A 21,738-nucleotide genomic window follows, 5' to 3' on the forward strand; every position below is an offset into this window, starting at 1 on the left:
CCGAGGTGATGAGGATGGTAATGCTCCATGATGGCCTGCTGGCCTTTTTCTCAGCGGTGGGCGTGACCACCGTGGTCTGGCTCCTGGCGGGGGCGGTGCTCCGGGCCGGGCGGCCCGCGATCCCCGGGCTTTTGCTGGTGCTGCCCCTGCGGGGGGAGGCCCTGGCCATGGAGGCGGACGTGCGGGAGCTGCGGCGTCTGCGCCGCCAGCTGCCGGGGGCCGGGATCCTCCTGGCGGACTGCGGCATGAGCGCCGACGCCCGGGCTCTGGCCGCGTACCTGGCGGACCGGACCGAGGGCGTGGCCCTGACGGAGGGGCCGGAGATCAAACTGGGGTGAGACCCCGAAAGCGAGTGAACGAAGGATATGGAAGAGCTGACCGCCTGCGAGGGCACCGTACATAGCGTCATCTTTCAAAACGCCGAGAACGGCTATACGGTCCTGCGCCTCCTGACCGAGGAGGGCGAGGTGGTCACGGTGGTGGGGTGCATCCCCTGTGCCGCGCCGGGCGAACACCTGACGGTGACCGGCGTCCGGGAGACCCACCCCCAGCACGGCGAGCAGCTGCGGGCGGTGGAGCTGGAGCGGAGCCTGCCGGAGGACGAGGAGGAGATCGTGTGCTACCTGTCCTCCGGCGTGTGCAAGGGCGTGGGCCCCGCCACGGCGGAGCGGATCGTGGACCGCTTCGGCGCCCAGGCGCTGGACATTCTGGAGCTCTCGCCGGAGCGGCTGACGGAGCTCAAGGGCATCACCGCCCGAAAGGCCCAGGAGATTGCGGAGAGCTTCCGCCGCCACATGGGACTGCGGCGGCTGATGGCCTTCCTGGCCCGGTATCAGCTGCCGCCGGTGCTGGCCATGCAGCTGCGCCGCCAGTACGGCGACGCGGCCCTGGAGAAGATCCGGGAGAACCCGTACCTCCTCTCCGGCGACAGCTGCGGCGTGGCCTTCTCCGTCACCGACGGGATCGCCCTTGGCATGGGCATCGACCCGGACAGCAGCCAGCGGCTCCAGGCGGCGGTGACCTTTGAGCTCAGCCACAACGAGAACAACGGCCACGTCTTTCTCCCCCGGGACAAGCTGATCGCCGCCACGGCCCAGCTGCTCTCCTGCGGCACGGAGGCGGTGGAGCAGGCCCTGGACACGCTGGTGGAACGGGGCGCCGTGGTCCAGGAGCGGGTGGCCAACGTGGACGCCTGCTACCTGCGGCGGCTGTGGGAGGCGGAGCGGTCCGCCTGCGTGCGGCTGCTGGGCCTGCTGGCCTCCCCGGCGGACACCAGCACCCAGGCCGCCCGGGCCGTGGAGGAGATCCAGAGGGAGCAGGGCATCACCTACGCGCCCCTTCAGCGCCAGGCGGTGGAGCTGGCCGCCCGGCAGGGCGTGGTGATCCTCACCGGCGGCCCCGGCACCGGCAAGACCACGGCGGTCCGGGGCATCGTGGCCCTGCTGGAGAAGATGGGCCTGGAGATCCTGCTGGCGGCCCCCACGGGCCGGGCCGCCAAGCGCATGAGTGAGCTGACCGGCCGGGAGGCCCAGACCATCCACCGGATGCTGGGCATGAACTGGAGCGAGAGCACCGGAGAGGTGACCTTCGCCAAGTCGGAGAAGGAGCCCCTGGAGGCCGACGCGGTCATCCTGGACGAGATGAGCATGGTGGACCTGACGCTGTTCGACGCGCTGCTCCGGGCCCTGCGGCCCGGGACCCGGCTGGTGCTGGTGGGGGACGCGGACCAGCTGCCCTCGGTGGGGGCGGGGAATGTGTTCTCCGACCTGATCCGCAGCGGCAAGGTGGAGACGGTTTTCCTGCGGGAGGTGTTCCGCCAGGCATCGGCATCCGCCATCATCCGCAACGCCCACGCGGTGAACCTGGGGCAGCCGCCCCAGCTGACCAACGACCAGGGGGACTGCTTCTTCCTGTGCCGCCGGGACCCGGAGCGGGTGGTGTCCACGGTGGTGGAGCTGTGCGGCAGCCGCCTGCCGGAGAAGATGGGCGTCCCGGCGGACCAGATCCAGGTCCTGACTCCCACCCGCAAGGGCCCCACCGGTACCATCAGCCTCAACCGCCGCCTCCAGGCGGCGCTGAATCCCCCGGCGGAGGACAAGCGGGAGCTCCAGTGGGGCGAGCGGCTGTTCCGGGAGGGGGACCGGATCATGCAGACCCGCAACGACTACGACGTGGTCTGGGAGAAGGCCGACGGCACCGTGGGCACCGGGATGTTCAACGGCGACGTGGGGAAGATTTTGAAGATCGACCCCTCCGGCGAGTGGCTGGAGGTGGACTTCGACGGCCGGGCGGCCGTCTACGGCGCGGAGCAGCTCAGTGAGATCGACCTGGCCTACGCCCAGACGGTCCACAAGGCCCAGGGCAGCGAGTACCGCTGCGTGGTGCTCTCCGTCATGCCCGCCGCCCCGTCGCTGATGGTTCGGGGCGTGCTGTACACGGCCCTGACCCGGGCGCGGGAGCTGCTGATCCTGGTGGGGGACGATGCCGCCATCCGGGCCATGGCGGCCAACGACCGCCAGCAGAAGCGGTATTCGGGGCTGCGGTGGCGGCTGGCCCACAGCGGGGAGTGAGGAGGCAGTCTGCCGCCAGCGTTTCCGGCAGGGGCGTTCGTGGGATGTCCCTTTTCCCGGCGGGCCGGGAGGGCGGCGCGGGGTCCCCGCGGGGGATGCGCCCCCCATTCTCTTTTGTCTTGCCAAAAGAGAATGCGCCGCGCCCGGTGGAAGAGAAAATCGCTGAGACGAAGAGGCGGCCCGTGCGGGCCGTCTCTTCGTGCAACGAGGGTCGTGCGAATCGGTCCGGCGCGTATCGACAGCCCCGTCGACCCTGCGCCTTACCCGGGCGGTCGTGGAACTGCGTTTCCGCATAACGACTGCGGCGATTGTTCGGGGTGCAAAATCGGATTTGCCCCTGCTTCTCTTTCCGCGCCCTCCGCTTTACCCGCAAGGGGTACGCCGCATCCGTAAGGCAGCAGAGCTGCCAACGGCTGCGCAGCTGCTAGGCGCTGGCCCGGTGGCGGCAAGAGTTTTGACGAACAAGGGAATGCTCAGGGGTCGGACGCATGGGCCTCAGCAGGAGGATATAGAATCTACCCCTGCGGTAAGCGGGGACCAACATCAATCGCCGGTCCCAATTACCGCGCCCGTCGGGAAGCGCGCAGCTATTGGCGGCGTCTGCAAGTGCCAGGGCAGCGCGTAGCGAAGCGGAACGCGCGGGAGTGGGAATACGCCGATTCAGGTTTCCCCCCGCTTATCCACCGCAGTTGTTATGCGGGTACAGGGCTCTTCAAACTCCGGAGTCAGGCGCAGGGCCGACGGGGCCGTCGATGCGCGCCGGACCGATTCGCACGACCCCCGCATTTACAAGAGGCCGGCCCTCTGGGCCGGCCTCTTGTCCTGGCGGTTTTCTTTTGACCGGCCGCGGCCGTTTTCTTTTGTCAAGACAAAAGAAAATGGGGGCGGATTCCTCCGGGAAACTCCCGCCCCCCGCCTGATAGTGACGGCTCACTGCATATAATAGGACAAATAGTCCAAAATAGCGCAGTACAATGTGTCCTAAGAATACAATCACTTCGGTGATGTTTGATGAATTTGAGGATTCGTGATCTGCGTGAGGACCGTGATTTGAAGCAGAAGCAAATCGCGGAAGTTCTGCTTTGTGACCAGTCGCTGTACTCGAAGTATGAACGGGGAGAGCGGGAACTCCCGCTGCGCTACGCCATTGCGCTGGCAAACTATTACGGCGTCAGCTTGGATTATCTGGTAGGACTGACGGACGAAAAGCGCCCTTATTCCCGGCGGAGAAATAACCCATGAAAATTTGGGAGAGTTTTCTGGACCTTCTCTACCCGCCCAAGTGCCCCTTCTGCGGCAAGGTTCAGGAGACCCGGGGCATCTGCCCCGCCTGCCGCAAGGCCCTGCCCTGGACCGAAGGGGACCAGGGCCTGAAAACGCTGCCCGGCGGCACCATCTGCGCCGCGCCGCTGTGGTACGAGGACCTGGCCCGGGAGGGCCTCCTGCGCTTCAAGTTCCAGGGCGCCGCCGCCGCGGCGGCGCCCCTGGGGGAGCTGATCGCCCAGTGCGCCGCGGAGCGGTTCTCCGGGGCGTTCGACGTGGTCACCTGGGTGCCGGTCAGCCGCCGCAGGCTGCGCAAACGGGGCTACGACCAGGCACGGCTGCTGGCGGAGAGCGCCTGCCGGGTCTGGGGCGTGAGACCGGAGCGGCTGCTGCGCAAGACCTGGGACAACCCCGCCCAGTCCGGCCTCAGCGAGGCCGCCGCCCGACGGGCCAACGTGCTGGGGGTCTACGAGGCGGCGGAGGCGGAGAAGCTCCGGGGAAGGCGGGTGCTGCTGGTGGACGATATCTGCACCACCGGCGCCACCCTGGCCGAGTGCGCCCGGACCCTGCGCGCCGCCGGAGCGGAGTCCGTGGCCTGCGTGACCGCCGCGCTGACCCGGGAGAAGGAAAAAGTTCACAATCCGGCCAAAGAATAGGGTTGCAATCGGCGAAAACTGTCAGTATAATGTACCTTGTATGATTGCGTTCGGGAAAACCCGTTCATAATACCTGTTAGAAAGATCAAATGAGGTGGAACTATGTCCATGACGAAGGATATCGGTATCGATCTTGGTACCGCGTCGGTACTTGTGTATGTAAAGGGCAAGGGCATCGTGCTCAACGAGCCCTCCGTGGTGGCAATGGATAAGACCACGGGCAAGCTGCTGAAGGTGGGCACCGAGGCCCAGGCCATGCTGGGCCGCACCCCCGGCAACATCATCGCCATCCGTCCCCTGCGGGAGGGCGTCATCTCCGACTACGACATGACCGAGCGGATGCTGCGGGAGTTCATCCACAAGGTGGCCGGCGTGTCCTTCTTCAAGCCCCGGGTCATCATCTGCGTGCCCTCCGGCATCACGGAGGTCGAGGAGCGCGCCGTCATCGACGCCGGCATCCAGGCCGGCGCCCGGAAGGTGTATCTGATCGAGGAGCCCGTGGCCGCGGCCATCGGCGCCGGCATCGATATCACCCAGCCCGACGGCCACATGGTGGTGGACGTCGGCGGCGGCACCGCCGACATCGCCGTCATCTCCCTCAGCGGCGTTGTGGAGAGCGCCTCCATCAAGATCGCCGGCGATCAGCTCAACGAGTCCGTGGTGAAGTATATGCGCCGCAAGCACAACCTGCTGGTGGGCGAGCGCACCGCCGAGGAGATGAAGAAGCAGATCGGCTGCGTCTTCCCCAAGGAGGAAGAGGAGACCATGGACGTCAAGGGCCGGTGCCTGTTGACGGGCCTTCCCAAGGTGGTCACCGTCTCCTCCACGGAGATGATGGACGCCTTCGAGGAGCCGGTGGAGCGCATCATGGAGGCCATCCACTCCGTGCTGGAGCGCACGCCCCCGGAGCTGGTGGCGGACATCTCCACCAACGGCATCGTCATGACCGGCGGCGGCAGCCTGGTCTCCGGCTTCGACAAGCTGGTCACCGCCCGCACCGGCATCCACACCGTCATCGCCGAGGACGCCATTTCCTGCGTTGCCCTGGGCACCGGCAAGAGCCTGGACTCCCTCAACGCCATGCAGGACGGCACCATGAACCTCAGCCGCCGCAAGCAGATGAACTGAACAGAGACAGGAAAAAGGCCGCCCGGCAGGGCGGCCTTTTTGGCGGTCTCTGTGCGTTTGCGGGCCAGATGGGGCACCTGGGCCGCTCAGGTGAGGCGGATGCCGCGCTCCGCCTCGTAGGCGGCCCGCTGGGCCTCCCAGTACGCCCGGTCGGCGTCGGTGATGGGCCGCAGCACCCGGCAGGGGTTCCCGGCGGCCACGACGCCGGCAGGCAGGCTCCGGTTCACCACGGACCCGGCGGCCACGATGGTGCCCGCCCCGATGGTGACGCCGGGCAGCACCGTCACGCTCCCGCCGATCCAGACATCGTCGGCGATGGTGATGGGGGCGCCGAACTCCAGCTCGGTGTTCCGCACCCCGGCGTCAATGGGGTGCCCGGCAGCGAAGAGGCTCACCCTGGGGCCGAAAAACACGTGGGAGCCGATGGCGACGGACGCCACGTCCAGAATGATGCAGTCGTAGTTGGCGTAAAAGTGGTCGCCGATGGTGATGTTGGTGCCGTAGTCGCAGCGGAAACTGGGCTCGATCCAGCAGTTCGCGCCCATATGGCCCAGCAGGCGGCGCAAAATGGTCTGCCGCCCGGCGCTGTCTGCCGGGGCCGTGTCGTTGAAGGCCCGGCACAGCTCCTTGGCCCGCAGCCGCGCCGCCGCCAGCTCCGGATCTGCGGCGTTGTAAAGCTGTCCGGTCAGCATCCGCTCCCGCTCTGTCAAGGTCGATCCCCTCCTGTGGACTGTGAGATTGATAAGGCCAGTAAAGCAGAAATTGCCGCCGCTGTCAACGGAAAGCCCTTGCAATTTCCGGGGGATTTGGTATCATGGAACCAACCTTTCAGGATTGCCGGCGGCCCGTTCCGCCGGAGAAGGAGGAGCCATGGCTGTCCAGATCATCACCGATTCCACCAGCGACCTGACCAATGAGGAGCTGCGGGAGCTGAACGTCCACGTCATCCGGATGCGGGTGATCTTCGAGGACGGTGTGTTCACCGACGGCGTGGATATGGACAAGGAGCAGTTCTACGCCAAGCAGGCCGCGGCGTCCGCGCTGCCCAAGACCACCCAGGTCAACCCCCAGGAGTACTGCGAGGCCTTCGGCCCGCTGCTGGAGAGCGGGGACGAGGTGGTGGCCGTGCTGCTGTCCTCCAAGCTGTCGGGCTGCTACCAGTCCGCCTGCATCGCCAAGGAGATGCTGGAGGAGGCCGGGGAGCGGCTGCATCTGGTGGACTCCCTCAACGCCACCATCGGCGAGGGACTGCTGGTGCGGGAGGCCGTGCGGATGCGGGACGCGGGAAAGTCCGCCGCGGAGATCGCCGCCGCCCTGGAGGATCTGCGCCGCCGGGTGCGGTTCCTGGCCTTCATCGGCACCATGAAGTATCTGAAAATGGGCGGGCGGGTGTCCGCCTCCGCTGCCGCGCTGGGAGGGATGCTGCACATTTCCCCGGTGGTGGCCCTGGTGGAGGGAGAGGTCAAGGCCGTGGGCAAGGTCCGGGGCCGGGAGAAGATCTTCAGCTACACCATGGATTTTGCCCAGCACTATCCCGTGGACAGCCGCCACTGTGTGGTGTTCGGCCACTCCCGGTGCCTGGAGACCATGGAGCCCTATCGGGACAAGTGCATCCAGGCTCTGGGCCTGCGGGACTGGGCCCAGGACGAGCTGGGTCCCGTCATCGGCACCCACGCCGGGCCCGGCTGCTACGGCATGGCCTACATTGGCCTGAAATAAACTGGATGTTGCCAAAACGACTGCGTTCGGCCTCCTTTTGGGGTATACTTCCCATAAGGCCGAAAAAACGGCGCGGCCCGCAGGCCGCGCCGTTTTCTGATGTACAAGCGCCGATCAGCCGAAGAGGTGGATGAAGCCGAAGTCGTTCAGCTGGCCCAGCAGGACCAGGAACATACCCAGCGGAGTGACAATGTAAATGCAGATCTTGTAGAAGAGGTCGATCTTGGCGCTGCTGCCCAGACGGACTTCGTCCAGCACCGTTTTGGGTTTGACCTCGAAGGCTACCATCAGGCTCATCAGCAGCGCGCCCAGCGGCATGGCGATGCCCTCGGACATCATGTCCATGAAGTCCAGCCAGCAGTCGTTCCAGGTGTGGATGCCGAAGGTGGCCTGGCCGGGAACCCACAGACCGTTGGAGCCCAGGCCGTCCACCGCAACCAGAATGGCCTCCACGGTGATGGCCAGGCACACGATCAGGACCACTTTGTGGCGGCTGGCAGTTTTGCCCTTTTCCGCGGCGCGGTCCAGGAAGAAGGTGGCGACCACTTCCACCAGGGAGATGGCAGAGGAGATGGCGGCGATCAGGACCAGCAGGTAGAAGATCACGCCGAACAGGGGACCGGCGGTGCCCATGGCGTTGAACACGTCCTGCAGCGTGACGAACAGCAGGTTGGGGCCGCTGAGCTTGATGTCGGCCACGTTCATGCCCTGGTTGATGCCGTTGGCCACGGCGGCGGGGATGACGGCGAGGCCGGCCATCAGGGCCACCAGGGTATCGGAGAACACGATGACCATGGAGTTTTTCACCAGGTTCTCCTGCTTGCTGAGGTAGGAGCCGTAGGTGAACATGACGCCCATGGCCAGGGACAACGAGAAGAACATCTGACCGCCGGCGGTGGCCAGGACGGTGATGAAGTTGGGCGCCTCCGCAATAAAGCCGGCACTGACGGCGTAGCCGGGGACGAACATGAACTTCAGACCCTCCACGGCGTTGGGCAGGGTCAGGGCCCGGATGATAATGATGACCAGCATCACGAACAGGGCCGGCATGCCGATCTTGTTGAACTTCTCAATGCCGCCGGAGATGCCGCCCCGGTTGATGAGGAAGCAGATTACCAGGAACAGCAGGGTGAACACCACGCAGCCGAAGGGATTGGTCAGCATGGCGCTGAACAGCTCCGAGCCGGTGGAGAGCACCTCCGTACCGCCGAAGGCCAGGTTGCTCATGTTCAGGGACATGTACTCAATGCAGTAGCCGCCCAGAACCGAGTAGAAGCTCATGATGATGAAGGGAGAGAACACTGCCAGCCAGCCCACCCATTTGAACTTCTTGGACAGGGTGTGATAGCAGCCGATGACGCCCTTGCCGACTTTCCGGCCCATGGCCAGCTCGCTGACCATGACCACAAAGCCCACGAAGATGGCCAGGAACAGGTATGCGATCAGGAAGGTAAAACCGCCGGACTTGCCCATCTTGTACGGGAAACCCCAGATGTTGCCAAGGCCGACGGCGGAGCCGATGGCAGCCAGCAGAAAGCCGATATTGCTGCCCCAGGAACCTCGTTCATTTGACATAAAATTTCCCCTCTTTCCTATACGGATTTCTGTTAAAAATATACTACGTTCCGGTGCTCCCGTCAAGTGTCTTTCATGGGAAGTGCCCAGATGTGTCTTTTTGCCATGGACAAATATTTCACAATTAAGGACAGGGTTTGAAAGTATGTTGCAGTTTCAGTCAGTGACAAAACGAGATGCGGCCCGGCTGCGGCGGTACTATCAGGGCTGTGATTTCGGCCTTTGCGAGTACTCCGTGGGCACCAAGCTCATGTGGCGGGGCGTGCTGCACCCCAGCTGGACCGAGGCGGCGGGCTGCCTGGTAGTCCGCAACGAGATCGGCGGACAGGTGGTCTTTGACTACCCGGTGCCCGGGCCGGAGGGCGATGAGGACGCCGCTCTGGAGGCCATTGAGACTTACTGCCTGGAGCAGGGGCTCCCGCCGGTGATCTCCGTGGTTCCGGAGAGCAGGGCTCCCCGGCTGCTGGCCCGCTATCCCTACGCCCAGGTCAGCAATGTACGCACCTGGCAGGACTATGTGTACTACCGGGAGGACCTGCAGTTTTTCACCGGCCGCCGCTACTCCGGTCAGCGCAATCATATCAACAAGTTCCGCGCCGGCTGGCCGGAGGCCGCCTTCCGGCCCTTGACGGCGGCGGACGAGGCGGTGATCCAGCGGTTCTGGCAGGACTATGAGGCGGAGTTTCCCAAGGGCAACAATGCCAAGGCCCTGGACGAGCTGGCCCTGGCCCGGAAGATGCTGAAGCTGGCGGGGAAATCCTGCTTCTTTACGGGGGGGCTTTTTGACGGAGAGAAGCTGATCGGCCTGTCTTTGTCGGAAAAGTGCGGCGACACGCTGATCATCCACATCGAAAAGGCCCTGTACTCCTACACCGGCGTGTACCCCACCCTGGTGCAGCTGGTGGCGGATGCATTCGGCGAGGGCTGCCAGTGGATCAACCGGGAGGACGACGCCGCAGACCGCGGCCTGCGGACCTCCAAGCTCCAGTACGGCCCTGCCAAGCTGGCCCCCAAGTACCGCTTCGAGCCCCAGAACGAGCTGATCCGCCATGTGGCGGCCATCCCGGAGCTGAAAACGGAGCGATTGACCCTCTCCGCCATCACCGAGGCGGATCTGCCCGCCTACAACGCCCTGGTGCTGGACGCTGGCCGGAACCGCTGGTGGGGCTATGACGACGTGGGCGGCCTGGGCGGACCGGTGACGCAGACCAGCTTCCTGGACGTGGCCCGCCGGGACTTTGAAAACCGCCAGGCGGTGAACTTCGCCGTGCGGCTGGACGGGCAGCTGATCGGCGAGGCGGTGCTCTACCGCTTCGACTGCCGTGGCGGCGCGGAGCTGGGCTGCCGCGTCGACGCCGCCCACGCCGGCTGCGGCTACGGCACCGAGGCCTTTGCCGCCGTGGCGGACTGGGCGCTGTACAAGGTGCACCTGAGCCGGGTGGTGGCCAAGTGCTACAAGGAGAACCAGGCCTCCTACAAGATGCTTTCGTCCTGTATGCGGAAAAAGGGAGAGGACGAGACCTTCTTCTACTTTGAAAAACTGGTGTGAGCCGCTGTTCTGGCGGCAGAGCACACAAAGCGGCCGCCTCCACAGGCGGCCGCTTTTTTCCTGCGGGGCGGAGCGGCCTGCGTTCTTGCCGCCGTCGCGGCGGCGTGATATACTGAGACTGAAAAAGCGGAGGGAGGGACGCACTGTGAAAAAGCATCCCCTGGACAGGCTGATGAACCGGCTGAGCCTGCTGGTGCTGGCGGGCGCCGCCGTGTTTCTCGCGGCGTACTGGCACCGCATCCCGGCCCGGGTGCCCATGCACTTCAACGCCGCCGGCCAGATCGACCGCTGGGGCAGTCAGGCGGAGCTGCTGATCCTGCCGGTGATCGCCTGGCTGATGTACGGCCTTCTCACCGTGGTGGAGCAGTTTCCAAGCGCCTGGAACACCGGCGTGAAGGTGACGGAGGAGAACCGGGAGCGGGTCTACGCCCTGCTGGCCCACATGCTCAGCACGCTGAAATTCCTGATGGTGGTCCTGTTTGCCTGGATCACCGTCTGGTGCGCCCTGGCCCGGCCCCTGCCGGTGTGGTTTCTGCCGGTGGTGCTGATCGCCTTGTTCGGGGACATGATCTACTGGCTGGTCCGCCTCTTCCGGGCCCGGTAGGCCCACACAGGCAGATATATCGAAAACGGCCCGGACGCATATGCGTCCGGGCCTTGTTTTGCGGTTCAGTTCTCCGGGGTCAGATACTCCGGGCCGAAGCTGTGGGGCAGAAGCTCCGGGAGGGTAAAGGTCCGCTCCTGCCCGGCGCCGTTGAGGCAGATGATCTCGATATTCGGCGCGAACTCCCGCAGCACCTGGCGGCACACGGCACAGGGCACGCAGAAATCGTCGCACCGGCCGGCTACGGCGATGCGCACAAAGTCCCGGTGCCCCTCGCTGACGGCCTTGGCCACCGCCGTCCGCTCGGCGCAGATGGTGGGGGAGAAGGCGGCGTTTTCAATGTTGCAGCCGGTGAACACGGTGCCGTCGGCGCACTCCAGGGCGGCGCCCACGGGGAAGTGGGAGTAGGGGCAGTAGGACCGGTCCAGCATGGCGACGGCCGCGGCCTTCAGTTCGTCTCGGGTCATGAAACCCCTCCTTCAAGAAAATACGCTCAGCCGATGGTCTGGAGCTCCACGGCCGCCACCGGCAGCGTGTCCAGCTCCGTGTCCGGGTCGGAGATCTCCGAGGTGTCGTACCGGACGGTCACCCAGCCGCCCAGCGTGGGGGCGTCATAGAGGTCCACCCACAGGCTGGACAGGGCGTCGGATACGTCCTGGGGCTCGCCCCAGGCGTCCAGCAGGTCCTGGCGGCGGAACCCGGCCAGGGCCTCGGCGGCCTCCTCGTCGGTCATGGCCTCCACCTCTGAAAGAGGGGGGACCTCCGCCGCCTTCTCAGCGGAGCCGCAGGCGGTCAGCGCCGTCACTGCCAGCAGCGACAGCAGGAACAAAAAGACGCGCTGCCTCATGGGAGACTGCCTCCTTTTTCAAATTCAGTCCCAGTCGATCTCCCGCTGGGGCCGGACTGCTACATCCATAATATCCTTTGCGTCGTAGAATTGCAAGTACCGGTCCCGGGAGTGGCGCAGGGTGGTGCCGTCCGGGTGGAGCCGGTCGCAGATGACCGCGCAGATGTCCTTTTTGATGTAGCTGAAGCTCTCGATGCCAACGGAGGCGAACACCCGGAAGCCCTGGCTCTGGAGGTACTGGAACACGGGGCCGGTGTTCTGCCAGTCGTTGCCGTCGGGCCGCTCGCCGTGGGGGTAGAAGAGGATGGTGGTGGGGCCCACCAGGCTGCCAACCTCGTCAAGCCACCGCTCCGTGTCCGCCTGGATGGACTCCAGGGACTTGGCGCCCAGGCGGATGTGGCCCCAGGTGTGGCTGCCGAAGGTCCAGCCGGTGCGCTTGAGTTCGGCGATGATGGGCTTCACCGCCTCGATCTCCCTCTGGCGATTGGCCTCCTGGGCCTCGGTCCAGCTCTTGGTGTCGGTCTGAGTGCGGTAGCCCAGGATCCCCTCATAGCCGGTGAGGCTCAGGCAGCCCTTGGCGCCGAAGGGGGAGAAGTCCGGGTGCTCCTCCACGAACTTGTCCAGGATGGGCACCGCGTCCAGGTCCCGGCTGACCACCTCCGCCCCCTGGGGGTCCTTGCCGTAGGAGGCGATCTTGCCGTCCTCCCCGAGGATGAGCTTCCAGGTAAAGCCGTTGGTGAGCATATACTCGTAGTAGTTCACGTCGTCGTAGGAGAGGATCAGGGGCTTCTTGCCCTCGGGGAGGTAGAGGGTGTTCTTCACCATTTTGGGCGTCCCGTCCTCGCCGGTGGTCTCGCGCCACACGTCGGCGATGTCCACCAGCACGTAGCCCTTGTCATAGACGCTCTGGAGGATCTTGTTGTACTCATCCACGGTGACCATGTAGTCGTCGATGCCGCCCTCCTGGTTATCCCCGTCGAAGGCCAGCTCCGGGTAGGCCACCACCGGGTGGAAGAACAGGTGCTCCACGATGCCGTCGTAGGCGGCGTAGGTCACCCCATCCCGGGTGCCGCCCTCGGGCATCACCGTGGGGTCGTAAATGTCATAGGGCTCCGGCTCCGGGGGCGCGGGCTCTTCCTCCGCCTCCTGGGCGGAGGTATCTTCTTCAGCGGCATCCGGGTCCTCTGACGGGGCCGGGGATCCGCCGCAGGCGGTCAGGGAGAACAGCAGGAAACAGGCGAGCAGGAATGAGAGAAAGCGGCGCATGGCGGGACGTTCCTTTCTGTCGAATTTAGTCGATCTCAGTATAGCAGGAATCCCCGCCGGAGAGAAGAACAAAAAGATGACAAAAGAAACAGGATGGTAAAAAGACGGCTCTTGCGGAGCCGCCTTTCACCGTATGCGAGGGCCCCGTACCGAGCCGCTACCGCTTGTCCCCGGGCCGGAACACCAGGGCCATGACCAGCCCCGCCACCACCGCCGCCGCGATGCCCCCGGCGGTGGCGGAGAGGCCGCCGGTCAGGCCCCCCAGCCAGCCCTCCTCCGCCACGGCGGTCTCCACGCCCTTTGCCAGGGCGTGGCCGAAGCCGGTCAGGGGCACCGTGGCCCCGGCGCCGCCCCAGTCGGCGATGGGCTGATACAGCCCCAGGGCGCTGAGGGCCACCCCGGCCACCACGTACCCGGTGAGGATGCGGGCGGGGGTCAGCTGGGTCCGGTCAATGAGGATCTGCCCCACGGCGCAGAGGATGCCGCCGCAGAGGAACGCCTTGAGATAGTCCATATGCCTGCCTCCCGGAAATTGGTTTTTCACAGGTTTCCCCGTCGCCGGGAGATTATGCGCAAGAGGCCGGAAACGGACGGACGGGGCCGGAATTTCCGGCCCCGTCCGTCCTGTTTAAGAGGAAAAAGGGATGCGTTTATTCACTCGGCGTCCTGAAGGGCGTCGTAGCCCTCTTCGCCGGTGCGGACTTTGATGACGTTCTCCACGTCGCACACGAAGATCTTGCCGTCGCCGATGTGGCCGGTGTAGAGGACCCGCTTGGCGGTCTCCACCACCAGGGCCACGGGCACCTTGCACACCACGATGGACACCTGGATGCTGGGCAGCATGGTGGCCTCCACCCTGGCGCCTCGGAAGTAGCCTTCGGTCTTGCCCCGCTGCTCGCCGCAGCCCATGACGTTGGTGGCGGTCATGCCGGTGATGCCGATGTCGAACATGGCCCGCTTCAATGCGTCGAACCGCTCCATCTTGCAGAGGATCTCCACCCGGGTGATCTTCACGCCGCCCGGGGCGGCCTTCACGGGAGAGGGCACCGTCTCCACCGGAACGGCCTTCTCCACCGGCACCTCCGCTGCCGCCGGAACGGCGGGCAGGGGCAGGCCGTCGGGGGTGTCGTCATAGACGAAGGCGAAGCCGCCGTAGGCGGAGGGCAGGCCGTGCTCGGTGACGTCCAGGCCCTTGAGCTCCTCCTCCGGGCTGACTCGCAGGCCGATGGTGTGCTTGATGACGAGGAACACAATGGTGATCATCACCGCGGCCCAGAGGGCCGTGGCGCCCACGCCGATGCACTGGGTCAGGAAGAAGGAGGCGCCATGGCCGTAGAGGAGGCCCTCGGAGGTGGAGAGCAGGCCGGTGAGGAGCGTGCCCGCCGCGCCGCACACGCCGTGGACGGAGATGGCGCCCACCGGGTCGTCGATCTTCAAAACGGAATCGAAGAAGCCAACGGAGATGGGAAGCAGCAGTCCCGCTACGATGCCGATGACGGCGGCGCCGGCGGGGGAGACCACGTCGCACCCGGCGGTGACGGCCACCAGGCCCGCCAGGGCGGCGTTGAGGGTCATGCCCACGTCGGGCTTGCCGTGGCGCAGCCAGGTGTAGACCATGGTGACCACGCAGGCCACGGCGGGGGCCATGTTGGTGGTGACGAAGATGAGGCCCGCGGAGGCGATGGCGTCGTCCCCGGTCATGGAGACCGTGGAGCAGCCGTTGAAGCCGAACCAGCAGAACCAGAGGATAAACACCCCCAGGGCGCCCAGGGACAGGTTGTGGCCTAAGATAGCCCGGGGCTTGCCGTCCTTGTCGTACTTGCCCATCCGGGGACCCAGGATGGCGGCGCCGATGGCGGCGCAGACGCCGCCCACCATGTGGACCGCCGTGGATCCGGCGAAGTCATGGAACCCCAGCTGGCTCAGCCAGCCGCCGCCCCAGATCCAGTGGCCGGAGACGGGGTAGATGAACGCGGAGATGCAGAAGGAGTAGATGCAGTAGGAGACGAATTTCGTCCGCTCCGCCATGGAACCGGAGACGATGGTGGCGGAGGTGGCGCAGAATACGGTCTGGAAGATGAGGTACGCCAGCAGCGGCACGCCCGCGGGCAGGATGGCGGAATAGTCGCCCCGGACAAAGGGGTCAAAGCCGCCGATGATGGCCCCGGACCCGGCGAACATCAGGCCGAAGCCCAAGATCCAGTAGGTGGGGGCGCCGATGCAGAAGTCCATGAGGTTTTTCATGAGGATGTTGCCGGTGTTCTTGGCCCGGGTGAAGCCCGCCTCGCACATGGCAAAGCCGGCCTGCATCAAAAAGACAAGGGCTGCTCCCAGCAGGACCCAGATGGTGTTGACGGATGAATACATGGTGTTCCCTCCCGAAACCCCGTGCGCGGGAGCGGGCCGGCTTCCGACCCGCGCCGGGAAAAAATAAAGGGCAAGGGCGCCTGAGAGATCTTCTCACAGGCGCCCTTGCCTTTTGATGCAAAGACTTTACCACGGGGGACGGGAAATCGTCAACGTGCGATTTTCACAACGCTTTTTGGGGATTTTTTGAAAATTTCTCCGCCTGTCACAGGGGCCGCACCAGATTGGTGTAGCCGTTGAGAAAGGCGTCCGCCTCCGCTGCGGCGGCCCGGCCCTCGGCGATGGCCCAGACCACCAGGGACTGGCCCCGGCGCATATCGCCCGCGGCAAAGACCTTCTCCACGCTGGTGGCGTGGCGGCCCGGGGCGGTGGTCACGGTGTCCCCCGCCTCCACGCCGAAGGCCTCGCACACGCCCCTTTCGCACCCGGCAAAGCCCGTGGCGGCGATCAGCAGCTCACAGGGCAGGGTGTCGCCGCTGGTGGTGACCGCGCCGGTGAGGGCGCCGTCCTTATCCACCGTCAACTCCTTCACCTGGACGGAAAAGCGCCGGGGATCGGCGCCGGTGACGGCCGCGGCCTCCTCGTGGGCGTAGTCCAGGGGCAGCGTCCCGGCCACCAGGTAGTCCTCCCGCCTGCGCCGCACCAGCTGGGTCACGGAGACGCAGCCCTGGCGCAGGGCGGTGGCCACGCAGTCGCTGGCGGTGTCGCCGGTGCCCACGATCACCACATGGCGGCCCTCCGCCGTGGGCACGGCGGGGGTCTGCCCGAACACCTGCCGCTCCACGGCGGCCTTGAGAAACTCCGTGCCGTAGTAAACGCCGGTGACGGCCGAGGTGTCCAGCCCCAGGGGCCGGGGACGGCCCGCGCCGCAGCAGAGGATCACGGCGTCGTACTCCGCCATGAGCCGCCGGGCCACTGTCTCGTCGGCGGCGTCCACGCCGGTGACGAAGCTCACGCCCTCGTCGGTCATCAGGTCCAGCCGCCGCTTGACGATGGATTTGTCCAGCTTCATGGAGGGGATGCCGTAGGTCAGCAGGCCGCCGGGATGGGCCTCCCGCTCCACCACCGTGACGGAGTGGCCCCGGTGGTTCAGCTGGTCCGCCGCCGCCAGACCCGCCGGGCCGGAGCCCACCACGCAGACCTTCTTCCCGGACCACTGGGGCGGGCGGCGCCGCCGCATGAGCCCCTCTGAGAAGGCGCCCTCGATGATGGACAGCTCATTGTCCCGGTTGGACACCGCCTGGCCGTAGATGCCGCAGACACAGGCGCTCTCGCAGGGAGCCGGGCAGACCCGGCCGGTGAACTCCGGGAAGTTGTTGGTTTTCAGCAGCCGGGCCAGGGCGTGGCCCAGGTTGCCGCTCATGATCATGTCGTTCCACTCGGGGATGAGATTGTGGAGGGGGCAGCCGAAGGTGCGCCCCTCATACACCATGCCCGTCTGGCAGAAGGGGACGCCGCAGTTCATGCAGCGGGCGCCCTGCTGCTCCCGGACGGCCTGGGGCAGGGGGATGTGGAATTCCTCCCAGTCCCGCACCCGCTCCTCCGGCGGCCGCCGCAGGTCGTCCCTCCGGGCGTATTCCAGAAATCCAGTGGGTTTTCCCATTGTGCGTGCCTCCTTCCTCAGCCTCTGGCGTTGGCGTAGAACGCCTCGATCTCCGCCTGCTCGCGGCTCATGCCCTTTTCCTCGTACTGGGCGATGGATTTGAGCATCCGGTCGTAGTCCCGGGGCATGACCTTCTTGAAGCAGGGGATATAGGACTTGAAGGCCGCCAGGATCTTCTTGCCCCGGGGGGAGCCGGTGGCGGCCACGTGGGCCTCGATCAGGGAGCGCAGCTCCGCGATGTCGTGGCTCTCGGTCAGGGTGTCGGTGAGCACCTGCTCCTTGTTGAGGCGCAGGTACAGGTCGTGGTGTTCATCCAGCACGTAGGCGATGCCGCCCGACATGCCGGCGGCGAAGTTCTTCCCCGTGGGGCCCAGGATCACGCAGCGGCCGCCGGTCATATACTCGCAGCCGTGGTCGCCCACGCCCTCCACCACCGCCACGGCGCCGGAGTTGCGGACGCAGAACCGCTCGCCGGCCCGGCCGTTGATGAAGGCCGCGCCGCCGGTGGCGCCGTAGAGGGCCACATTGCCCACGATGATGTTCTCGCCGGGGTCGAAAACAGAGCCCTTGGGCGGATAGAGGATCAGCTTTCCGCCGGAGAGACCCTTGCCGAAGCCGTCGTTGCAGTCGCCCTCCAGCTCCAGCGTCAGACCCTTGGGGATGAAGGCGCCGAAGGACTGCCCGCCGCCGCCCTTGCAGGAGATGACGTAGGTGTCGTCCGGCAGGGTGTCGCCCCGCCTGCGGGTGATCTCGGAGCCGAAGAGGGTGCCGAAGGACCGGTCCGTGGAGGACACGGCCACGCTGAGGCGGCCGGGTTTCCCGGCCTTGAGGGCCTTGCCCAGCTTCTCCAGCAGCACCCGCATATCGGCGGTGCGCTCCAGGTGGAAGTCGTAGGCGTCCTGGGGCTCGAAGTGGGGCACGTGCGCGCCCCAGGGGTTTTGCAGCAGGGCGCTGAGGTCCAGGGTCTCCGCCCGGTGGGTCACCAGCTGTTCCCGGACCCGCAGCAGGTCGCTGCGGCCCACCAGCTCCTCCACGGTGCGGATGCCCAATTTGGCCATATACTCCCGCAGCTCCCGGGCCACGAAGGTCATGAAGTTGATCACGTGCTCCGGCTTTCCGGCAAAGCGCTTGCGCAGCTGGGGGTTCTGGGTGGCGATGCCGGCGGGGCAGGTGTCCAGGTTGCACACCCGCATCATGCAGCAGCCCATGGCCACCAGGGGGGCCGTGGCGAAGCCGAACTCCTCGGCGCCCAGCATGCAGGCGATGGCCACGTCCCGGCCGGTCATCAGCTTGCCGTCGGCCTCCAGCACCACCTGGGTCCGCAGGCCGTTTTGCAGCAGGGCCTGGTGGGCCTCCGCCACGCCCAGTTCCCAGGGCAGGCCCGCTCCGGCAATGGAGTTGCGGGGGGCCGCGCCGGTGCCGCCGTCGTGGCCGGAGATCAGCACCACCTGGGCGCCTGCCTTGGCAACGCCCGCGGCGATGGTGCCAACGCCCGCCTCGCTGACCAGCTTGACGCTGATCCGGGCGCGGCGGTTGGCATTTTTCAGGTCGTAGATCAGCTGGGCCAGGTCCTCGATGGAGTAGATATCGTGGTGGGGCGGGGGCGAGATCAGGCTCACGCCGGGGGTGGAGTACCGGGTCCTGGCGATCCAGGGGTAGACCTTCTTCCCCGGCAGGTGGCCGCCCTCGCCGGGCTTGGCGCCCTGGGCCATCTTGATCTGGATCTCCTGGGCGCTGCAAAGGTACTCGCTGGTGACGCCGAAGCGGCCGGAGGCCACCTGCTTGATGGCGGAGCACCGCTCGTCGCCCAGCCGCTCCCGGGCCTCGCCGCCCTCGCCGGAGTTGGACTTGCCGCCGATGCGGTTCATGGCGATGGCCATGCACTCGTGGGCCTCCTGGGAGATGGAGCCGTAGCTCATGGCGCCGGTCTTGAACCGGCGGACGATGGATTCCACGCTCTCCACCTCCTCAAGGGGGATGCCGCCGTGCTCGTCGAACCGGAAGTCCAGTACGCCCCGGAGGGTGTGGGGCTTATCGGCGTCGTCCACCAGGGCGGCGTATTCCTTGAAGGTCTCGTAGCTGCCCTCCCGGGCTGCCTTCTGCAGCAGCAGAATGGTCCGGGGGTTGTACATGTGGTCCTCCTTGTCGGGGCCGGAGCGGAGCTTGTGGGACCCGGTGGAGTCCAGGGTGGTGTCGTAGCCCAGGCCCAGGGGATCGAAGGCCTGGTTGTGGTTCCACTCCACGCCCTCGCCGATCTCCTCCAGGCCCACGCCGCCCACCCGGCTGACGGTGTTGGTGAAGTACTTGTCGATCACGTCCTTGCAGATGCCCACGCACTCGAAGATCTGGGCGGACTGGTAGGACTGGATGGTGGAGATGCCCATTTTGGAGGCGATCTTCACGATGCCGTGGAGGATGGCCCGGTCGTAGTCGTCCACGGCCGCCGCCGGGTCCTTGTCCAAAAGGCCCACGGCGATCAGCTCCTCCACGCACTCCTGGGCGAGATACGGGTTGATGGCCTGGGCGCCGTAGCCCAGAAGGGCGGCGAAGTGGTGCACGTCCCGGGGCTCCGCGCTCTCCAGGATCATGGACACGGCGGTGCGCTTCTTGGTGCGGACCAGATACTGCTCCAGGGCGCTGACCGCCAGCAGCGAGGGTATGGCCACGTGGTTTTCGTCCACGCCCCGGTCGGAGAGGATCAGGATATTGGCGCCCTTCTTGTAGGCCCGGTCCACGTTGACGAACAGCCGGTCCAGGGCGTTTTCCAGGGGAGAGCCCTTGTAGTAGAGCAGGGAGATGGTCTCCACGCGGAAGCCGGGCCGGTCCATGTAGCGGATCTTCATGAGGTCCACGGAGGTGAGGATGGGGTTGTGGATCTGGAGGACGGCGCAGTTTTCCGGCCGCTCCTCCAGGAGATTGCCGCCGGAGCCCACGTACACGGTGGTGTCGGTGACGATCTCCTCCCGGATGGCGTCCATGGGGGGATTGGTCACCTGGGCGAAGAGCTGCTTGAAGTAGTTGAACAGGGGCTGATGGTGCTCGCTGAGCACCGCCAGCGGCGTGTCCACGCCCATGGCGGAGGTGGGCTCTGCCCCGTCCCGGGCCATGGGGAGGATGGAGTCCTTGACCTCCTCATAGGTGTAGCCGAAGGCCTTGTACAGCCGGTCCCGCAGCTCCTGGGGGTGGCGCTCCACCCGCCGGTTGGGGATGGGCAGGTCCTTGAGATAAACAAGATGGGCGTCCAGCCACTCGCCGTAGGGCTGGCGGGCGGCGCAGCGGCCCTTGACCTCCCCGTCCTCCAGCAGCCGCCCCTGGGACAGGTCCGCCAGCAGCATCTTGCCGGGCTGGAGCCGGGACTTTTTCACGATGGTCTCCGGCGGCAGGTCCAGCACGCCCACCTCCGAGGACAAAATCAGCCGGTCGCTGTCGGTGAGATACCACCGGCAGGGCCGCAGGCCGTTGCGGTCCAGGACCGCGCCCACGGTGTCGCCGTCGGAGAATACGATGGCCGCCGGGCCGTCCCAGGGCTCCATCATGGTGGCGTAGTAGTGGTAGAAGTCCCGCTTCTCCCGCTCCATCCGCCGGTCGTTGGCCCAGGGCTCGGGGATGCACATCATCACCGCCCGGGGCAGCTCGATGCCGTTCATCAGCAGGAATTCCAGGGTGTTGTCCAGCATGGACGAGTCGGACCCGCTCTGGTCCACCACCGGCAGGATCTTGTCCATGTCCTCCTCCAGGATGGGGGAGCGCATGGTCTCCTCCCGGGCCAGCATCCGGTCCACGTTGCCCCGGATGGTGTTGATCTCGCCGTTGTGGAGGATGTAGCGGTTGGGGTGGGCCCGCTCCCAGCTGGGGTTGGTGTTGGTGGAGAAGCGGGAGTGGACCAGGGCCAGGGCGCTCTCGCAGTCCTCCGCCTCCAGGTCAGCGTAGAACCGGCGCAGCTGGCCCACCAGGAACATGCCCTTGTAGACGATGGTCCGGCTGGAGAAGGAGGGGATATAGGTGTTGACATTGGACTGCTCGAACACCCGCCGGGCCACATACAGCTTCCGGTCAAAGTCCAGCCCCGGGGCGCAGTCCGCCGGACGCTTCACAAAGCACTGGAAGATGGCGGGCATGCAGTCCAGAGCCCGCTGGCCCAGGACCTCCGGGTGGGTGGGCACCTGCCGCCAGCCCAAAAATTCCATGCCCTCCTTGGCCACGATGATCTCCAGCATCTTCTGGGCCTGGGCCCGCTTGAGGGGGTCCGTGGGGAAGAAGAACATGCCCACGCCGTAGTCCCTGGGTCCGCCCAGGGCGATGCCCTCGGCGGCGGCCGCCCGGACCATCAGGGCGTGGGGGATCTGCATCATGAGGCCCACGCCGTCGCCGGTCTGGCCGGAGGCGTCCTTGCCGGCCCGGTGCTCCAGCTTTTCCACGATCTTCAGCGCGTCGTCCACCACGCTGTGGGAGCAGCGGCCCTTTAGGTCCACCACCGCGCCGATGCCGCAGGCGTCGTGCTCGAAGCGCGGGTCGTACAGGGGATCGTGCTTGTATTCAGGTCCCGCCATTGGAACCCCTCCATTCTCTTGTCAGTGTGTATTTGGACCGG

At 66.1% G+C, this 21,738-nt stretch carries 17 protein-coding genes; 8 read left to right on the forward strand and 9 right to left on the reverse strand.

What is annotated here, in order from left to right; translation table 11 throughout:
• The first annotated feature begins 20 nt into the window (after window positions 1-20).
• The 5 genes from ACVDHE_RS08480 (at window position 21) to mreB (ending at window position 5,617) form a co-directional block, all read left to right on the forward strand.
• Window positions 21-338, forward strand: coding sequence for a hypothetical protein (locus ACVDHE_RS08480; protein ID WP_458884309.1), 318 nt, complete (start codon window positions 21-23; stop codon window positions 336-338).
• A 27-nt stretch (window positions 339-365) separates the two neighbouring features.
• The gene (gene recD2 / locus ACVDHE_RS08485) at window positions 366-2,570 is read left to right on the forward strand and encodes an SF1B family DNA helicase RecD2 (protein ID WP_458884310.1); all 2,205 of its coding nucleotides are present in this window, start codon (window positions 366-368) and stop codon (window positions 2,568-2,570) included.
• Between the two features lie 1,011 nt (window positions 2,571-3,581).
• On the forward strand, window positions 3,582-3,812 hold the full coding sequence (locus ACVDHE_RS08490) for a helix-turn-helix domain-containing protein (protein WP_213037629.1): 231 nt from the start codon (window positions 3,582-3,584) through the stop codon (window positions 3,810-3,812).
• Window positions 3,809-4,489: a ComF family protein gene (locus ACVDHE_RS08495; protein ID WP_458884311.1), complete on the forward strand. Its 681-nt coding sequence runs from the start codon at window positions 3,809-3,811 to the stop codon at window positions 4,487-4,489. Before ACVDHE_RS08490 ends, ACVDHE_RS08495 begins: the two co-directional genes overlap by 4 nt.
• Window positions 4,490-4,591: 102 nt before the next feature.
• Window positions 4,592-5,617, forward strand: a complete 1,026-nt coding sequence (gene mreB, locus ACVDHE_RS08500) for a rod shape-determining protein MreB (RefSeq protein WP_458884312.1) — start codon at window positions 4,592-4,594, stop codon at window positions 5,615-5,617.
• A gap of 86 nt (window positions 5,618-5,703) precedes the next feature.
• Here mreB and ACVDHE_RS08505 read toward each other — a convergent pair whose 3' ends face one another.
• On the reverse strand, window positions 5,704-6,327 hold the full coding sequence (locus ACVDHE_RS08505) for a sugar O-acetyltransferase (RefSeq protein WP_418725166.1): 624 nt from the start codon (window positions 6,325-6,327) through the stop codon (window positions 5,704-5,706).
• Between the two features lie 160 nt (window positions 6,328-6,487).
• Here ACVDHE_RS08505 and ACVDHE_RS08510 point away from each other — a divergent pair, with 160 nt between their 5' ends.
• Window positions 6,488-7,336 carry a DegV family protein gene (locus tag ACVDHE_RS08510; RefSeq protein ID WP_213037632.1) on the forward strand — a complete coding sequence of 283 codons (849 nt, stop codon included), beginning with the start codon at window positions 6,488-6,490 and terminating at the stop codon, window positions 7,334-7,336.
• A gap of 114 nt (window positions 7,337-7,450) precedes the next feature.
• Here ACVDHE_RS08510 and ACVDHE_RS08515 read toward each other — a convergent pair whose 3' ends face one another.
• Entirely contained in the window at window positions 7,451-8,911 is a 1,461-nt protein-coding gene (locus tag ACVDHE_RS08515) for a sodium-dependent transporter (protein WP_418725126.1), read from the reverse strand.
• Window positions 8,912-9,074: 163 nt separating this feature from the next.
• On the opposite strand from ACVDHE_RS08515, the gene ACVDHE_RS08520 reads away from it, so the two are divergent.
• The gene (locus ACVDHE_RS08520) at window positions 9,075-10,460 is read left to right on the forward strand and encodes a GNAT family N-acetyltransferase (protein ID WP_458884313.1); all 1,386 of its coding nucleotides are present in this window, start codon (window positions 9,075-9,077) and stop codon (window positions 10,458-10,460) included.
• Between the two features lie 145 nt (window positions 10,461-10,605).
• The gene (locus ACVDHE_RS08525) at window positions 10,606-11,064 is read left to right on the forward strand and encodes a DUF1648 domain-containing protein (RefSeq protein WP_458884314.1); all 459 of its coding nucleotides are present in this window, start codon (window positions 10,606-10,608) and stop codon (window positions 11,062-11,064) included.
• 65 nt (window positions 11,065-11,129) lie between these two features.
• Here the strand turns inward: ACVDHE_RS08525 and cdd are convergent, their stop codons facing one another.
• The 7 genes from cdd to gltB all read right to left on the reverse strand — a co-directional run bounded on the left by cdd (window position 11,130) and on the right by gltB (window position 21,697).
• On the reverse strand, window positions 11,130-11,531 hold the full coding sequence (gene cdd, locus ACVDHE_RS08530; RefSeq protein ID WP_213037636.1) for a cytidine deaminase: 402 nt from the start codon (window positions 11,529-11,531) through the stop codon (window positions 11,130-11,132).
• Window positions 11,532-11,557: 26 nt separating this feature from the next.
• Complete coding sequence (locus ACVDHE_RS08535; RefSeq protein ID WP_458884315.1) at window positions 11,558-11,911, reverse strand: hypothetical protein; 354 nt, start codon at window positions 11,909-11,911, stop codon at window positions 11,558-11,560.
• Window positions 11,912-11,935: 24 nt separating this feature from the next.
• The gene (locus ACVDHE_RS08540) at window positions 11,936-13,177 is read right to left on the reverse strand and encodes a polysaccharide deacetylase family protein (RefSeq protein WP_458884316.1); all 1,242 of its coding nucleotides are present in this window, start codon (window positions 13,175-13,177) and stop codon (window positions 11,936-11,938) included.
• Between the two features lie 157 nt (window positions 13,178-13,334).
• Window positions 13,335-13,691, reverse strand: a complete 357-nt coding sequence (gene spoVAE / locus ACVDHE_RS08545; RefSeq protein ID WP_458884317.1) for a stage V sporulation protein AE — start codon at window positions 13,689-13,691, stop codon at window positions 13,335-13,337.
• A gap of 140 nt (window positions 13,692-13,831) precedes the next feature.
• On the reverse strand, window positions 13,832-15,544 hold the full coding sequence (locus tag ACVDHE_RS08550; protein WP_458884318.1) for an ammonium transporter: 1,713 nt from the start codon (window positions 15,542-15,544) through the stop codon (window positions 13,832-13,834).
• Window positions 15,545-15,749: 205 nt separating this feature from the next.
• Window positions 15,750-17,147 (reverse strand): glutamate synthase subunit beta, encoded by a 1,398-nt coding sequence (locus ACVDHE_RS08555; RefSeq protein WP_458884319.1) that lies wholly within the window; start codon window positions 17,145-17,147, stop codon window positions 15,750-15,752.
• A 17-nt stretch (window positions 17,148-17,164) separates the two neighbouring features.
• Window positions 17,165-21,697: a glutamate synthase large subunit gene (gene gltB, locus ACVDHE_RS08560; protein ID WP_458884320.1), complete on the reverse strand. Its 4,533-nt coding sequence runs from the start codon at window positions 21,695-21,697 to the stop codon at window positions 17,165-17,167.
• Window positions 21,698-21,738 lie beyond the last annotated feature (41 nt).

The sequence above is a fragment of the Dysosmobacter sp. Phy genome (genome assembly GCF_054476235.1).

Excerpts from the sequence above, each read along its gene's own strand:
- gltB (WP_458884320.1), bottom strand. The coding sequence starts at position 21,697 with ATGGCGGGACCTGAATACAAGCACGATCCCCTGTACGACCCGCGCTTC.
- ACVDHE_RS08535 (WP_458884315.1), bottom strand. The coding sequence starts at position 11,911 with ATGAGGCAGCGCGTCTTTTTGTTCCTGCTGTCGCTGCTGGCAGTGACG.
- ACVDHE_RS08555 (WP_458884319.1), bottom strand. The coding sequence starts at position 17,147 with ATGGGAAAACCCACTGGATTTCTGGAATACGCCCGGAGGGACGACCTG.
- ACVDHE_RS08490 (WP_213037629.1), top strand. The coding sequence starts at position 3,582 with ATGAATTTGAGGATTCGTGATCTGCGTGAGGACCGTGATTTGAAGCAG.
- recD2 (WP_458884310.1), top strand. The coding sequence starts at position 366 with ATGGAAGAGCTGACCGCCTGCGAGGGCACCGTACATAGCGTCATCTTT.
- ACVDHE_RS08515 (WP_418725126.1), bottom strand. The coding sequence starts at position 8,911 with ATGTCAAATGAACGAGGTTCCTGGGGCAGCAATATCGGCTTTCTGCTG.
- spoVAE (WP_458884317.1), bottom strand. The coding sequence starts at position 13,691 with ATGGACTATCTCAAGGCGTTCCTCTGCGGCGGCATCCTCTGCGCCGTG.
- ACVDHE_RS08510 (WP_213037632.1), top strand. The coding sequence starts at position 6,488 with ATGGCTGTCCAGATCATCACCGATTCCACCAGCGACCTGACCAATGAG.
- cdd (WP_213037636.1), bottom strand. The coding sequence starts at position 11,531 with ATGACCCGAGACGAACTGAAGGCCGCGGCCGTCGCCATGCTGGACCGG.
- ACVDHE_RS08550 (WP_458884318.1), bottom strand. The coding sequence starts at position 15,544 with ATGTATTCATCCGTCAACACCATCTGGGTCCTGCTGGGAGCAGCCCTT.
- ACVDHE_RS08480 (WP_458884309.1), top strand. The coding sequence starts at position 21 with ATGCTCCATGATGGCCTGCTGGCCTTTTTCTCAGCGGTGGGCGTGACC.
- ACVDHE_RS08540 (WP_458884316.1), bottom strand. The coding sequence starts at position 13,177 with ATGCGCCGCTTTCTCTCATTCCTGCTCGCCTGTTTCCTGCTGTTCTCC.
- mreB (WP_458884312.1), top strand. The coding sequence starts at position 4,592 with ATGTCCATGACGAAGGATATCGGTATCGATCTTGGTACCGCGTCGGTA.
- ACVDHE_RS08495 (WP_458884311.1), top strand. The coding sequence starts at position 3,809 with ATGAAAATTTGGGAGAGTTTTCTGGACCTTCTCTACCCGCCCAAGTGC.